11 protein-coding genes and 1 pseudogene are annotated in these 14,715 nt (G+C 38.3%); 4 read left to right on the top strand and 8 right to left on the bottom strand.

Annotated elements, in window-relative coordinates; all coding sequences use genetic code 11:
• Window positions 1–50: 50 nt before the first annotated feature.
• Both LZP85_RS01610 and LZP85_RS01605 read left to right on the top strand, forming a co-directional pair.
• Window positions 51–308, top strand: coding sequence for a YhdB family protein (locus LZP85_RS01610; protein ID WP_078990274.1), 258 nt, complete (start codon window positions 51–53; stop codon window positions 306–308).
• A 189-nt stretch (window positions 309–497) separates the two neighbouring features.
• Window positions 498–1,061 carry a biotin transporter BioY gene (locus LZP85_RS01605; protein ID WP_234562222.1) on the top strand — a complete coding sequence of 188 codons (564 nt, stop codon included), beginning with the start codon at window positions 498–500 and terminating at the stop codon, window positions 1,059–1,061.
• Window positions 1,062–1,092: 31 nt separating this feature from the next.
• On the opposite strand, the gene LZP85_RS01600 is transcribed toward LZP85_RS01605, so the two are convergent.
• The 7 genes from LZP85_RS01600 to LZP85_RS01570 all read right to left on the bottom strand — a co-directional run bounded on the left by LZP85_RS01600 (window position 1,093) and on the right by LZP85_RS01570 (window position 10,252).
• Complete coding sequence (locus LZP85_RS01600; protein ID WP_234561948.1) at window positions 1,093–2,844, bottom strand: phospho-sugar mutase; 1,752 nt, start codon at window positions 2,842–2,844, stop codon at window positions 1,093–1,095.
• A 192-nt stretch (window positions 2,845–3,036) separates the two neighbouring features.
• Entirely contained in the window at window positions 3,037–4,716 is a 1,680-nt protein-coding gene (locus LZP85_RS01595; RefSeq protein WP_119544109.1) for a glycerol-3-phosphate dehydrogenase/oxidase, read from the bottom strand.
• A 225-nt stretch (window positions 4,717–4,941) separates the two neighbouring features.
• Window positions 4,942–6,432 carry a glycerol kinase GlpK gene (glpK, locus tag LZP85_RS01590; RefSeq protein WP_025907829.1) on the bottom strand — a complete coding sequence of 497 codons (1,491 nt, stop codon included), beginning with the start codon at window positions 6,430–6,432 and terminating at the stop codon, window positions 4,942–4,944.
• Window positions 6,433–6,497: 65 nt separating this feature from the next.
• Window positions 6,498–7,325, bottom strand: coding sequence for an MIP/aquaporin family protein (locus LZP85_RS01585; protein ID WP_025907830.1), 828 nt, complete (start codon window positions 7,323–7,325; stop codon window positions 6,498–6,500).
• 217 nt (window positions 7,326–7,542) lie between these two features.
• Window positions 7,543–8,097 (bottom strand): glycerol-3-phosphate responsive antiterminator, encoded by a 555-nt coding sequence (locus LZP85_RS01580; RefSeq protein ID WP_025907831.1) that lies wholly within the window; start codon window positions 8,095–8,097, stop codon window positions 7,543–7,545.
• Between the two features lie 89 nt (window positions 8,098–8,186).
• Window positions 8,187–9,725, bottom strand: coding sequence for a bifunctional GNAT family N-acetyltransferase/carbon-nitrogen hydrolase family protein (locus tag LZP85_RS01575; RefSeq protein WP_025907832.1), 1,539 nt, complete (start codon window positions 9,723–9,725; stop codon window positions 8,187–8,189).
• 125 nt (window positions 9,726–9,850) lie between these two features.
• A complete protein-coding gene (locus LZP85_RS01570) occupies window positions 9,851–10,252 on the bottom strand; it encodes a DUF5365 family protein (RefSeq protein WP_025908490.1) in 402 nt (133 codons plus the stop codon).
• Window positions 10,253–10,379: 127 nt separating this feature from the next.
• On the opposite strand from LZP85_RS01570, the pseudogene LZP85_RS01565 reads away from it, so the two are divergent.
• Window positions 10,380–11,310: pseudogene (locus tag LZP85_RS01565) on the top strand (RluA family pseudouridine synthase).
• A gap of 142 nt (window positions 11,311–11,452) precedes the next feature.
• Complete coding sequence (locus LZP85_RS01560) at window positions 11,453–12,643, top strand: dicarboxylate/amino acid:cation symporter (protein WP_025908488.1); 1,191 nt, start codon at window positions 11,453–11,455, stop codon at window positions 12,641–12,643.
• Between the two features lie 47 nt (window positions 12,644–12,690).
• Here LZP85_RS01560 and LZP85_RS01555 read toward each other — a convergent pair whose 3' ends face one another.
• The gene (locus LZP85_RS01555; RefSeq protein WP_206783047.1) at window positions 12,691–14,712 is read right to left on the bottom strand and encodes a methyl-accepting chemotaxis protein; all 2,022 of its coding nucleotides are present in this window, start codon (window positions 14,710–14,712) and stop codon (window positions 12,691–12,693) included.
• Window positions 14,713–14,715: the final 3 nt, after the last annotated feature.

Genomic DNA, 14,715 nt, shown 5'->3' with positions numbered 1-14,715 from the left:
TTTCGTAAATGTCATACACTAATTTCAACTCCTCAAAAGGAGGACTGTTAATGGACACAATTGATTATGACCGTGCTTTATATTACACGAATCGATCACAATGGGATAACTTGTTAATTTTAATGGTTCGTACTGAAGATGATTTTCTTTCAAAGAAAATCGAACATTTTTTACACGCCTACAACTTTGAACGAAACTATCGAGTAATTCAAGAAGAACTGTACTCGTTATTGCGTTATATTGACCATGCTTCAGAGCTTTCAGAGCACAACCTGAATGATTTTGTGGCAGTGGATCCCTTAACGTAACATTACCTATAGATAAAAGAAGAGGCTTTCCTCTTCTTTCTTTTTTGTGAACCTAAATAAAAAATAGGTTGACATAAATAATCATTTACACGTACAATTTGAATATCATTCACTATCTTACATATGAAGGAGAAGATTACTTTGAGTGGAAAACCTCGTTTTCGTACACTTGATTTAACATTAGCAGGGATGTTCGCAGCTCTCATGGCTATCGGTGCAAACATTACATCTTGGGCGCCATTCTTACAGGTAGCTGGCGTTCCACTGTCTATGCAGCCATTTTTCGTAATACTAGCAGGGATTTTATTAGGAAGGCGCTTAGGGGCTATTTCCATGATTGTATACTTCCTTGTGGGGCTTGCAGGAGCACCTGTATTTGCTCAGTTTAAATCAGGAGCTAGTGTTTTATTTGGCAGTACGGGCGGCTTTTTATTATCATATATCGTTGCTGCCTATGTGGTGGGGAAAATTATTGAATGGAAAGGGAAACCTCACCTTTCAGTATTTATAAGCGCTTCGCTTGCAGGTATTGCCATTATCTATATCATTGGAACAACGTATATGTACATGGCCGTTAACTATTGGTTAGAAGCTCCAGCAATGAGCTACGCAACAGCTTGGAAAGTTATGCTTTGGTTTGGTGTAAAAGACATTATCTTTACGATTATAGCGGCGTTAATTGCGCCTCGAATTTATAAAGCTTTAACAGCTTCTCCTTATTACAAAGGAATTCATTCAAATAAAGCTGTATAGAAAAGGCTGAGCAAATAAGCTCAGCCTTTTTTTAAGCGTTCACGCGATTAATAACTTCTTCTACTTGATTCATAACGGCTTTTTGAACCTCAGCTAACTGGTTAGCGCTCGCTTGCTCATCCTTGGTTACGACACCAAAATAAAACTTAACTTTTGGTTCTGTACCAGATGGACGTAAGCAGAACCATGAACCATCTTCTAGTACATATTTAAGTACGTTTGATTTTGGAAGCTCAATATCTTCTACTTTTCCACTTTCAACAAACTGACGAGTTCCTAGCGTATAGTCTTCAAGAACAGATACTTTAAGACCTGCAATCTCTTTTGGTGGCTCATTTCTAAACGTCGCAAGAATATGTTGAATTTGTTCAGATCCTTCTTTTCCTTTTAACGTTAATGACTTTAATCCTTCTTGATAGAAACCGTATGTTTCAAAAATTTGATGAAGTGCTTCGTAAAGCGTCATACCTTGCTTTTTGTAATACGCGCATACTTCAACTGCTAACACAGCAGCTTGCACCGCATCTTTATCACGTGCAAAGCTACCGATTAAATAACCATAGCTTTCTTCATAACCAAATTGGAATTCGTATTCCCCTGTTTGCTCGTATTGCTTGATTTTTTCTCCAATAAACTTGAACCCTGTTAGCGTGTCGACAACATGTAAGCCAAACGAACGAGCAATCTCAGCTCCTATTTCTGATGTTACGATTGTTTTTAATACAACACCGTTTTCAGGAAGCACACCTTGTTCTTTTTTCTGAGAAAGCAAGTAGTGAAGTAAAATTGCTCCCGTTTGGTTTCCTGTCAGCAATGCATATTCACCGCTTGAATCCTTCACAGCAATTCCTAATCGATCGGCATCTGGATCTGTAGCAATCAATAAATCTGCATCGATTTCTTTTCCTTTGTTCACAGCATATTCAAACGCTGCTTTCTCTTCAGGGTTAGGTGATTTTACTGTTGAGAAATTAGGATCTGGTAACTCTTGTTCTGCAATAACAGTTACGTTTGTATAACCGATTGTTTCTAACGCTTTTCGAACAGGTTTATTAGCCGTACCGTGAAGTGGTGTAAAGACAACTTTTAATTCTGGACCTACCTCTTGTGCTAAGCTAGGATTTAATAAGATTGTTTTCAGCTTCTCATTATACGCTTCATCCATGGAAGCACCAACCATTTCAATCAAACCAGCTGACTTCAACTCTCGCTCTTCTTTTACTGACAGCTCAAGTTCGTTTTCAACAGCATTTACGTATCCTACAAGCTCATCTGCTTCTTTTGGAGGCAGCTGACCACCATCTGGACCATATACTTTATAACCGTTGTACTCAGGGGGATTATGACTCGCTGTAATAACAATCCCACCAAAAGCACCTAATTGACGAACTGCAAAAGATAGCTCCGGCGTTGGGCGAAGCTCATCAAATACGTATGTTTTAATCCCTTCAGTTGCAAGCGTTTTAGCAGCTTCCATCGCAAATTCTGGCGATTTATGTCTTGAATCGTAAGCGATAACAACTCCTTGCGTTTTCGCTTCTTCACCTGCAGCAGCAATGTAGTCTGCAAATCCTTTTGATGCTTTACGAATTGTATACAGGTTCATACGGTTAGTACCTGGACCAATTTCGCCACGCATTCCACCTGTACCAAACTCTAAGTTTTTATAGAAACAATCTTCCAGCTGTTTCTCATCCGCTTTAATGTTTGCTAACGCTTCCTTTAACTCTTCATCTAAATGTACATTTTCAATCCAAGATGTGTATACTTGCTTCCAGTTCATGAAAAAAGCCTCCTCATCAATACCTTTATGTATGAAAAGAGAAAAACGACAAATGTCGCCTTTCCCTTTAAAATGACATGTCATACCTTGTCAATATTGTAACGCAATATGATAAAAATTCGATGAAAGAATCGAATTTCCTGCTATTACTTCTTACGCAATTGACAATTTTTGAAATACAGTACTATTGTATCATGAAATATCAGCGATTTGGCTACCTTTTTCATCAACTGGCACAACTGCATCATGTAAATGTTTGTTAAGCTCTTGGCTATACTCAGACGTTTGCTGAGGCGTCCAGCTTAGTTCTTGTGCCATGTATTTAATAACGGCTTCTTTCCACTCACGAACCCAAGCAATATCAAAGAATAACGCGCCTGTACGACGGATGAATAAATCGATTGGCTTTGTCACCATCTCTTCTTCTATTCCATACTGTACTTGTAAAAATACGCTTGTCGGTAAGTTACTTGCCTTCATTTTATCCTTGTAGTCTGTCATGTAGCGATATAATACATCAATGTTAGAACCATAACGCTTAACAAGCTTTGTAGCTGCTTCAGGTGACAACCCCAGCTCTACGCCAACTTTCACTTTTTCCTCGACAAATTTCGGGAAGTTTTTAGAACCACCCACAGCTCCTCCAGAAATTGGTAAATATTTTGTTTGACTTGGCTTAAACGTAGCTCCTTCTGCTTTTAACTGCTCTGCAACTGTGTTTACCACAAGCTCTGCCATTTTGCGATACCCAGTTAACTTACCTCCAGCAATCGTAATTAGACCTGAATGTGATGTCCACACTTCATCTTTACGTGAAATCTCAGATGGATCTTTTCCTTCTTCATGAATTAATGGTCGCACACCAGCCCAGCTTGATTCAACGTCATCAACAGTAATGTTTACTGTTGGGAACATGTAATTGATTGCTTCAATTACGTATTCACGATCTTTCACAGTCATTTGTGGATGTCTTGCATCTTCTTTATAAACTGTATCCGTTGTTCCAACGTACGTTTTACCATCACGCGGGATAGCAAACACCATACGCCCATCTGGTGTATCAAAGTAAATAGCTTGTTGCAGTGGAAAACGCTTTTGATCAATTACTAAGTGAATGCCTTTTGTTAACTGTAACTGCTTTCCTTTTTTTGAATTGTCTTTTTCACGTAGAGAATCAACCCAAGGACCAGCTGCGTTAACAATTTTTTTCGCATGAATTTTGTACGATTTTTTCGTGATTTGATCAACAACAACTGCGCCAATAACCGTTCCGTTGTCGTAAATAAATTCCTCTACTTTTGTGTAGTTCACTAAATCTGCACCGCGACTTGCTGCTTCTTTCGCTACTTCAATTGTTAGTCGTGCGTCATCTGTCTTGTATTCAACATAATAGCCGCCACCTTTTAAGTCCTGTGACTTTACAAGAGGCTCACGCTTTAATGTTTCTTCAGCACTGAACATTTTACGGCGCTCAGAGCGTTTAACACCTGCTAGATAATCATATACGCGTAGTCCTACAGATGTTGAGTACTTTCCGAACGTACCTCCTGTATGAAACGGTAGTAGCATCCACTCTGGTGTTGTTACGTGCGGACCATTCTCATACACAATTGCACGCTCTTTCCCAACTTCCGCAACCATTTTAACTTCAAACTGTTTTAAATAACGCAGACCACCGTGCACGAGCTTTGTCGAACGACTTGATGTTCCAGATGCAAAGTCTTGCATCTCAACTAATGCTGTTTTCATTCCGCGATTTGCTGCATCTAAAGCAATTCCTGATCCTGTAATACCTCCACCAATAACAAGTAAATCATATTTTTGAGTTGTCATTTCTTCTAATTTATTTACACGCGTTTTGCTTGAAAACATTTGTCATTCCCCTTTTCTTTTTTCATTTTTTTACAGTTATCTAAAAAAAGAGACCACAAATCGCATATGTATAACATATGGATTCGTGGTCTCTCCGATTCTCCAACCAAATTATTAACTTGTCTTTAGTATAGCATAACCATGATTCATTTTAAAGGTTTTTCCTCTATCTCAGTAGGAATTTTTCAATTTTAAAACGCAAAATAACAATATTTACATTTACTTTTATTTAAACGCCATTGCTGCGTTAACTGCTTTTTTCCAACCTGCATATAAGTCCTCACGACGGCTTTCTTCCATATCAGGTTCAAACGACTTTTCCATATTCCACTGCTGCGCAATCTCTTCGCGATCTTTCCAGTAGCCTACAGCCAGACCTGCAAGATAAGCTGCTCCTAACGCCGTTGTTTCATTAATTTCAGGACGCTCAACCGGCACGTTTAACAAGTCGCTTTGGAACTGCATTAAGAAGTTGTTTTTAACTGCTCCACCGTCTACACGAAGGGTTTTTAATGTAATGCCTGAATCAGCTTCCATTGCGCTTAGCACGTCTTTTGTTTGATATGCTAATGCTTCTAGCGTAGCTCGAATAAAATGCTCTTTTTTTGTACCTCGCGTTAAGCCAAACATGGCACCGCGAACATCACTATCCCAATACGGTGTGCCCAGACCTACAAAAGCAGGAACCATGTATACACCATCTGTTGAATCTACGCGATTAGCATATTTTTCTGTTTCTTTTGCATCCTTAAACATGCGCAGCCCATCGCGAAGCCACTGAATGGCAGAACCAGCTACAAAGATACTTCCTTCTAGTGCATACTCAACTTTTCCATCTACGCCCCAAGCTAGCGTTGTTAAAAGCCCATGATCAGACTTAACGGCTTTTTCACCCGTGTTCATTAACATGAAGCACCCAGTTCCATACGTGTTCTTCGCCATTCCTTTTTCATAGCATGCTTGTCCAAATAAAGCTGCTTGCTGGTCCCCTGCTGCTCCTGCAATTGGAATGTGGTGACCAAAGAAATGGTAATCAACCGTATGCCCATACACTTCTGATGATGGCTTGACCTCAGGTAACATTGATTTTGGCACTGATAAGATATCCAATAGCTCATCATCCCATTGTAAATCGTAAATATTAAACATTAGTGTACGAGACGCATTCGAGTAATCGGTTACATGAGCTTTTCCTCCAGATAACTTCCAAATCAGCCATGTATCAATTGTACCGAACAAAAGCTCACCGTTTTCAGCTTTCTCGCGTGCACCTTCAACATTATCTAAAATCCATTTTACTTTTGTACCTGAGAAGTACGCATCAATTAACAAACCTGTTTTTGAACGAAACGTATCGTTGTATCCTTTTTCTTTCAGCTCTTCACAAATGCCTGCTGTTTGACGAGATTGCCATACAATTGCATTATAAACCGGCTTACCTGTTGCTTTTTCCCACACAACTGCTGTTTCACGCTGATTTGTAATTCCAATTGCTTCAATTTGTTTAGGCGTTACCCCTGATTCTGATAAGCAAGAAGCGATAACTGATAAAATAGAGCCCCAAATCTCGTTAGCATTATGCTCTACCCAACCTGGATTAGGAAAGTATTGAGTAAACTCTTTTTGAGCAACGTGAACAATTTCTCCTTTTTTATTAAATAACATTGCACGAGAGCTTGTTGTTCCCTGGTCCAATGATAAAATGTATTTTTCCATATTTTATTTCCCCTTTTCGTATCATTTCTTTTATTTTACTCTGGCTCTGATTAAAACGCATTCATTTATTTAATAGCGCTTTTCTTTACCATTCCTGGTGCATTTTTTTCTTTTGATAAACCATATATTCCTGCAAATACTATTACTACAATTGTTAATACAATCCATAATGCACTGCCTGTTTGGTTTTTAAATGCTGCAAGGTAAAATACTGCTCCTAACGATCCACCTATTACAGGTCCTAACACAGGTACCCAAGCGTAACCCCAGTTTGATGATCCTTTTCCCGCAATCGGTAAAATTGCATGTGCAATACGGGGACCTAAGTCACGTGCAGGGTTAATAGCATAACCAGTTGTACCACCGAGTGATAAACCAATACTTATAATAAGAAAACCTACAATTAATGGGTTTAATCCTTCTGTAAACTCGTTTGCTCCAATTGTTAATAAGCCAACCACTAGAATAAATGTGCCAATTGTTTCACTTAATAAGTTTGAAAATGGATTTGGGATAGCTGGCCCTGTTGCAAAAATACCTAATTTTGTTCCTTGGTCAGCTGTTTCTCTCCAATGCGGTAGATAGTGTAAATATGTTAATGTTGCTCCTAAAATTGCACCAATCATTTGTGCTAGTATATAAAGTGGTACTTCCTTCCACGAAAAATCTCCGACAATGGCTAATCCGATTGTTACAGCTGGATTTAAGTGAGCACCACTAATGTTACCAACTGCGTATACAGCCATTGCAACAGCTAGTCCCCAACCAAACGTAATAACAATCCAACCTGAATTTGCTGCATATGATTTTTTTAAATTAACGCCGGCACAAACTCCAGCACCTAATATAATTAAAATCATCGTGCCAATTACTTCACCTAAAAATGGACTCATATAAAAACCCTCCTTCGGTCTAATAAGAAACCGTTTACAACGATAAGAGAATAAAAAAATCCACCATACTTCCCTCTAAATTCATGTATATAAATTTAAAGAGCTATATCGTGGATCTCCTATTCTCCGTCACATGTATTAACTTGTTTACAAGTTTACTAGCTATTGAAAGCGTTGTCAACACATTTTCGACAAAAAATTCAAACTTCATAACTCTTTATTTAAATGTATTCCACAATTGTTTATTCGAAGTAGTGACTGCAGCTGCACCTGCAGCGATTGCATTCTTTACTTCCTCTTCCGTTCGAATAAGACCACCTGCGAGAACTGGTATCCCGGTTTCTTCCGCTACCTCTTTAAGAAGTGATGGAATAATCCCTGGTAGCAGCTCAATAAAATCTGGCTCGACCTTTTTAATGAGCTCATAGCTTTTCTTAAGGGCTGTACTATCTAGCAAAAAGACGCGCTGAATGGCATAAATACCTCGCTGTTTCGCTTTTAAGATCACGTTGGTACGAGTGGAGATAATGCCAGCTGGCTTCAATTCTTGACATAGAAAGTCGACTGCATATTCATCTTGCTTTAGGCCATGTATTAAATCGAGATGAATAATCATTTTTTTTTGATGACGATGAACTTCTTTCATAATGCCTCGCAGTAATCCCACTTGGTTATCTAACAAAACGCCATACTCATATTCACTTGCTAAAAAACGTTCCAACTGCTTCATATCACGTACAGCAGGCAAAACGGATTGTCCATGAAAACTCATGTTTTCCCCTCACTCTGTTTATTTATTTCTTTATATTATGACAAAAGATGAGCAAAAAAACACCATGCATTTGCATGGTGTAAAATAATTTACTTTTTATATTTAATATTATAGACGTCATGTCTACGATCTTTTAACTGACGAACTGTTCCTGACTGGCGCTGTCTGCGTAAAATCTCAAGATCAACGTCCCCAATCACAACCATCTCAATATTTGGATTACATTCCCCTACAATACCATCTCTTGCAAACTCAAAATCGGAAGGGGCAAAGATAGCTGATTGCGCGTATTGAATATCCATATTTTCCGTTTCTGGTAAATTCCCTACTGTTCCTGCAATTACGGTGTAGATTTGGTTTTCCACAGCGCGTGCCTGAGAACAATAGCGAACACGTAAGTAACCTTGACGGTCTTCCGTACAGAAAGGTGTAAAGATAATGTTAGCTCCTTTATCCGTTGCGATACGTGCCAGTTCAGGGAACTCAATATCGTAGCAAATTTGGATCGCGATTTTCCCGCAATCTGTATCAAATACTTCGACATCATTTCCTGGACTAATGCCCCACCATTTGCGTTCATTTGGCGTAATATGAACTTTATACTGTTTCTCAATTGTTCCATCTCTGCGGAATAAATACGCAATATTAAAGATATCACCGTCATCTTCTTCAACAAAGTGTGAACCGCCAATAATGTTTACGTTGTATTTTACAGCTAACCCTGTAAAAAGCTCAATATATTCTTCCGTGTACTCTGTAAGGCGCTGAATTGCTTTACTTGGAATTTGCTCATCTAAAAATGACATAAGCTGCGTTGTGAATATTTCTGGGAATACGCAAAAATCTGCTTTTGCATCATACGCAACGTCTGTATAGTACTCCACTTGAGTAGCAAATTCTTCAAACGAATTGATTTGCTTCATCATATACTGCACAACACAAATACGCACTGGGAATGATGTTTTAAAATGACGCTTTGAACGTCGTACATAGTCTACGTTATTCCATTCCATGAGCGTTGCGTATTTATTAGAAGCTAAATCATCTGGCAGGTAGCCAGGATTGATGCGCATCAAAGTAAAACCGTTCATTAATTGAAACGATAAAACAGGGTCATAGATTTTATGATGAATTACCTGTTCTACATATTCACGAGGGGACATTTCTCCTGAATGCTTATGGTAGTTAGGAATGCGCCCCCCAATAATAATACTCTTTAAGTTCAGTTCACGTGCTAAATCTTGGCGCGCTTCATATAGTCGTCGTCCAATTTTCATGCCTCGATAATTTGGATGAACCATCACTTCAATCCCATATAGGTTATAGCCTTCTGGATTATGATTTGTAATATACCCTTCGTCTGTAATATCATCCCATGTATGCTGGTCATCATACTCATCAAAGTTGACGATCAAGCTTGAACATGAACCAATAATTTCACCGTCAAACTCTGCGCAAATTTGACCTTCTGGAAAAATTTCTAGGTGGCTTTCTAACTGTTCACGCTTCCACGGCTCCATCCCTGGGAATGATAGTTTTTGAAGTGCTAAAATTGCATCTATATCAGAGTGTTTAATGTTTCGGATAATCATTTTTTTCTCAAACTTTGACAAATCTATTGTTGACATATTTAACAACCCTCTTTCGCACATAACTGAGAATTTAGTTTCCCTTTTTTTCATTATATTAAACAAAATTAAAAATTCTAACTATTCAACATCCTAAAAAGGAACATCCAGCGGATGCTCCTATTTTAATGATAATATTCAGTTTGAGATGAGGTCTGTGAATAGGATACAAGTAAATTTTCTCGTTCAAATAGTTCAATAGATAAAGGAAAGATAAACCCGAATTTACTGAGTATTCTAACATTTTTACTGAATCGATCACGATCACTCTTTTCAATTGGACGATGTTGAATCGATTCAACTAAAGCAATAACCGTTTGTAAACTACTAATGACTTGCAATGCTTCATCAAGTAATCCATTATATAATGGGTTAGACTCATCATGATGACCAAGTAAATAATGATTATGAATATGCTGTAGCCGTTCATCTGATACATATTGAGGTAATAAATCGTATAGAAGTTGTTCCGTTAATTCTTCTATGTAATGTTCCATCTCAGCTGGAGCTGCACATGCAATTTTCAACGTTGCCCCTCCTTTTATAAAACAAGTTTATATACGTAGGATAACATAAATAAAAACAAAGAAGGTAAGGTAGTTATTTCCTCCTAAAAAAAGGAACTTCCGCACTTGTTGAAATCTACCATAATTCATGAAAGAAAAGGATGAGATAAGCGTGAATGTACAGAGTGAATGGGTAACAATTCCCATTACTAAGCAAGACAATCAGTTAACAATTGAAGAATATTTAAAAGAAAAGTGGCATCTTCCTAAAAAAAACGCTGCATTTATTTCGAATGAATAAAAGCATCAAAATAAACGGGGAAACGCTATCGTGGAATTACGTGCTACAAGAAGGAGATAAAGCCGACCTTCATCTTTACAGTCCAGAAGAGCATACGATTAAGCCGTATCCTCTGCAGCTTGAGATTTTGTATGAAGACCCTCATGTGTTAATTATAAATAAACCGCAGGGCCTGGATACACACCCTTCATCTCCTGAGGATACTAAGACGCTGTTAAATGCCGCTGCTTATTATTTTTCTAAGCAAGGTTTATATACAAAACCCCGACACGTTCATAGGCTTGACCGCGATACGTCAGGAGCTATTCTATTTACAAAACACAGTATTGCTAGTTCTGTATTCGACCAACTGCTTGCGCAGAGAAAAATTAAGCGATCATACGTTGCTCTTGCACATGGACTATTTGCTAGAAAACAAGGAACAATTTCAGAACCAATTGGGAAAGACCGTCATCACTCTACAAGGCGAAGAGTCTCAAAATCCGGGCAAGCTGCAGTTACTCATTTTCAAGTGTTGACACAAAATAAGTCAAAAAACGAAACGCTCGTCTCACTTATGCTTGAAAGTGGACGCACGCATCAAATTCGCGTGCATTTAAGTTTTATTGGCCATCCTTTAATCGGTGACACCTTGTATGGTGGACGCAAACAAAGTGGTCAACAGCAAGCTTTACATGCCTTTAAACTAGCCTTTTGGCACCCGTTTACAGATGAACATATTTGCATAACAGCAAAAACGAATCAGACTCCGTTAATTCCTTACAACCAGTATTTTTAAAGATAAAACAGCTTTGTTCTACACGCTTAGTGTTGAACAAAGCTGTTTTTATTTGCCCTGAACAAAATTTCCTCTTAACATTTCGTTACTCTTTCTGTATAATACATTCTTAGAAAACATTTGTACTTCACAGGAGGACATCATGAAAAAAATTGGGCTTTTACCACGGATTATTCTGGCCATTTTTGCCGGTGTTGTAATCGGAAGCTTTATGCCGGGATGGTTTGTTCGTATATTCGCTACGTTTAATGAAATATTTGGAAACTTTTTAGAATTTGCAATTCCTCTCATTATTCTTGCATTCATTGCTCCAGGAATCGGAGAGATTGGAAAGGGAGCAGGAAAGTATCTCGGATTAACAACTGCTCTAGCCTATGGATCCACAGCAATAGCTGGATTATTGGCTTATCTTGTTGCGCATAATTTATATCCGGTTATGTTGAATAACTCCATTCAATCCTCTGCGTTTGAAAACCCTGAGAAAGCATTATTAAAACCTTTCTTAGAGCTTGAAATTCCGGCTCCAATGGAAGTGATGACAGCACTTGTTTTAGCTTTTACTCTGGGGCTAGGCATGGCCGCTATTAAAAATGATTCATTAAAAAAAGTAATGATTGATTTCCGTTCGGTTGTGGAACTACTCATCGGTAAAGTCATTATTCCTTTATTGCCCATTCACATTCTGGGGATTTTCGCTAACATGACACAAGGTGGTCAAGTGCAAACAATTGTGAGCGTTTTTGCAAAGGTATTTTTGATGATTTTAATTCTGCATTTTGCTATTTTACTTATTCAATACAGTGTATCTGGCACGTTGATTAAGAAAAACCCGCTTGCTTTATTAAAAAATATGATGCCAGCTTATTTTACAGCACTTGGTACGCAGTCATCCGCTTCAACAATTCCCGTTACAATGGAACGTGCGAAAAAGAACGGAGTAAGCGATAAAGTAGCTGATTTTTCAATTCCATTACTAGCAACGATTCACTTGTCAGGAAGCACTATTACCATTGTTTCATGTGCAATGGCGGTACTGTACATCAATGGTACAGAAGTGGCGTTTGGGACAGTCTTACCTTTCATTTTAATGTTAGGTGTTACAATGATTGCTGCACCGGGTGTACCAGGTGGTGGCGTTATGGCTTCTTTAGGTTTACTGCAAACAATGCTAGGTTTTGATGCGACGATGGCTTCTCTCATGATTGCACTATACATGGCTCAAGACAGCTTCGGAACAGCGTGTAACGTAACTGGAGACGGAGCGATTTCACAATTAGTTGATCGCTTTACTTCTAAGAAACCCAAAGCTGAATCCATTCAAAAAGCTAGCTGAATTTGACACTAAAAAGCACAGCCTGTGAGGCTGTGCTTTTTAGCTGTTTATTCTGCTTTTGCGCTCTCTTCAATTTTAAATTGATGAATCATTTTCATTAGCCCTTCACTTAGCTCTTGAAGATGTTCAGCTGATTCAGACACGGTGGAAATAGCTCGAATTTGCTCTTCAGTCGATGCAGTAATTTCTTCTGTTCCTGCAGCTGACTGTTGCGCTATGGCAGCAATACTTTGAATCGATGCTACCACACCATCTTTATGGGTATCAATTTCTTGCATATTATTCATTACATCTTGAATGGATGTAACGACCTGTTCAATATTTTGAGCGATATCATGGAACGATTGCTCTGTATCCGTTACAGCTCCTTCTTGCGCTACTGAAAGCTCTTTTGTGTGATCAAATTCTTGACGAGCCACGGCAACTTCTTTTTGAATACTAGCAATTGTTTGACGAACCTTCTCTGTTGCAGTAGATGACTGTTCAGCCAATTTACGTACTTCTTCCGCCACTACAGCAAACCCTTTTCCATGTTCCCCTGCTCTAGCAGCTTCAATGCTCGCATTTAACGCAAGTAAATTTGTTTGATCTGAAATATCATTAATCGTATGAATAACATATTCAATTTCTTGCATTTTATCCGTCAGTTCATTGATAACAACTTGAACTGATTCAATCGTTTTAGCAGATTGATTCGTTTGTTCACGCAGTGACTGTACTTGATGTAAGCCATGCGTATTTGCTTGAATGGCTTCATTAGTTAGCGTATTAATCTTCGTATTTTTGTCAATTACCTGCTCAATTTGAGCTGATAAACTCATCGTTTTATGGTTGGTTGAATCAGCATCAGAAGCCTGCTGCGTCGCTCCGCTTGCAATTTCATGAATCGCTCTTCCTATCTCTTCACTAGATGCCGTCGCTTCTTCTGATACTGCACTTAAATTTTCCACAGAAACCTTGACTGTTTCCACAGATTCTTGAACGGCTGCAATCAATTGGCGATTGCGCCCTACCATCACGTTAAACAAGTTGGTTAGTTGACCAATTTCATCTTTAGATTTGGTTTGGATATGAACCGTTAAATCTCCCTCTGCCACTTTTGCCACTTCTTCTTTTAATCGAACAATTGGCTTTGTCATGCTTTTTGAAATAAAGAAGATTAGGAGAATTGATAATAAAATCCCAACGGCTGCGATAGTCATAATAATACGAAAGATTTCCTTAGCGCTACTAAGCATATTATCGTAAATAAAGGCATTTCCTATTTTCCACCCTGTATCTTCAATTGTCTCAAAGGCTAGAACTCGATCCTCTCCTTTGTATTTATAATGAAGAAAGTCTTTATCTTTTGCATAAACGTCATCCATAAACGCTTCTTTTTGCAACTCATTGCCTGTTGCGGTTGGATGAACGAGAACAAGACCTTGCTGATCAAATAAAAAAGCGTAACCATCATAATTCACTTGAGCTTTTGCTACCATAGAATTTAAAGCATCTAACTCTAAATCGATTGCTAGTACCCCTAGACGTTGATTTGTTTTGGGATCATCAATGGTTTTAGCAATAGTCACGACAGTTTTGCCAGTAGATGCATCTTCATAAGGCTCTGTATAAATAACTTCTCCAGGACTTTCAACGGCTTGTTTATACCAAGGTCTAGCAGTTGGGTCATAGTCTGCATCATATTCTAGCGTCGGAACCGTGTACATTCCTTTATTTTCTGTTCCAATATACTGAAGCGCCATATTTGGATATTTTTCACTGACTTGCTGAAATTCCTTTTGAACCGTTTGCCAGCTAAAGTAGCTGTCTTTTTGTGGCTCTTTTTCTTCTTTTAGAAAATTAACCAGTACGTCGTTTTCACTATACTCAGCTACTTTACGACTATACATTTTCAAATAAGTATCGATATTTGTTTTGAGCTCTCCCACGAGCGTTTGTGATTGTACCTGCACATCGTGTTCAATTTGCTTTTTCGTAAATTGATAAACAATTCCTGAAACCAGCAATAATAAGATGATGATAATCGATGTGAAGAATAAAATCATTTTGGTGCTTAATTTTTTCATGCT

The organism is Priestia flexa, assembly GCF_021441905.1.
Lineage (GTDB): Bacteria > Bacillota > Bacilli > Bacillales > Bacillaceae_H > Priestia > Priestia flexa.
The sequence above is the reverse complement of the archived record's forward strand: the minus strand, read 5'-3'. Positions and strand labels throughout refer to the sequence as shown.

Excerpts from the sequence above, each read along its gene's own strand:
- LZP85_RS01595 (WP_119544109.1), bottom strand. The coding sequence starts at position 4,716 with ATGTTTTCAAGCAAAACGCGTGTAAATAAATTAGAAGAAATGACAACT.
- LZP85_RS01575 (WP_025907832.1), bottom strand. The coding sequence starts at position 9,725 with ATGTCAACAATAGATTTGTCAAAGTTTGAGAAAAAAATGATTATCCGA.
- LZP85_RS01600 (WP_234561948.1), bottom strand. The coding sequence starts at position 2,844 with ATGAACTGGAAGCAAGTATACACATCTTGGATTGAAAATGTACATTTA.
- LZP85_RS01605 (WP_234562222.1), top strand. The coding sequence starts at position 498 with ATGTTCGCAGCTCTCATGGCTATCGGTGCAAACATTACATCTTGGGCG.
- LZP85_RS01585 (WP_025907830.1), bottom strand. The coding sequence starts at position 7,325 with ATGAGTCCATTTTTAGGTGAAGTAATTGGCACGATGATTTTAATTATA.
- LZP85_RS01555 (WP_206783047.1), bottom strand. The coding sequence starts at position 14,712 with ATGAAAAAATTAAGCACCAAAATGATTTTATTCTTCACATCGATTATC.
- LZP85_RS01560 (WP_025908488.1), top strand. The coding sequence starts at position 11,453 with ATGAAAAAAATTGGGCTTTTACCACGGATTATTCTGGCCATTTTTGCC.
- LZP85_RS01610 (WP_078990274.1), top strand. The coding sequence starts at position 51 with ATGGACACAATTGATTATGACCGTGCTTTATATTACACGAATCGATCA.
- glpK (WP_025907829.1), bottom strand. The coding sequence starts at position 6,432 with ATGGAAAAATACATTTTATCATTGGACCAGGGAACAACAAGCTCTCGT.
- LZP85_RS01580 (WP_025907831.1), bottom strand. The coding sequence starts at position 8,097 with ATGAGTTTTCATGGACAATCCGTTTTGCCTGCTGTACGTGATATGAAG.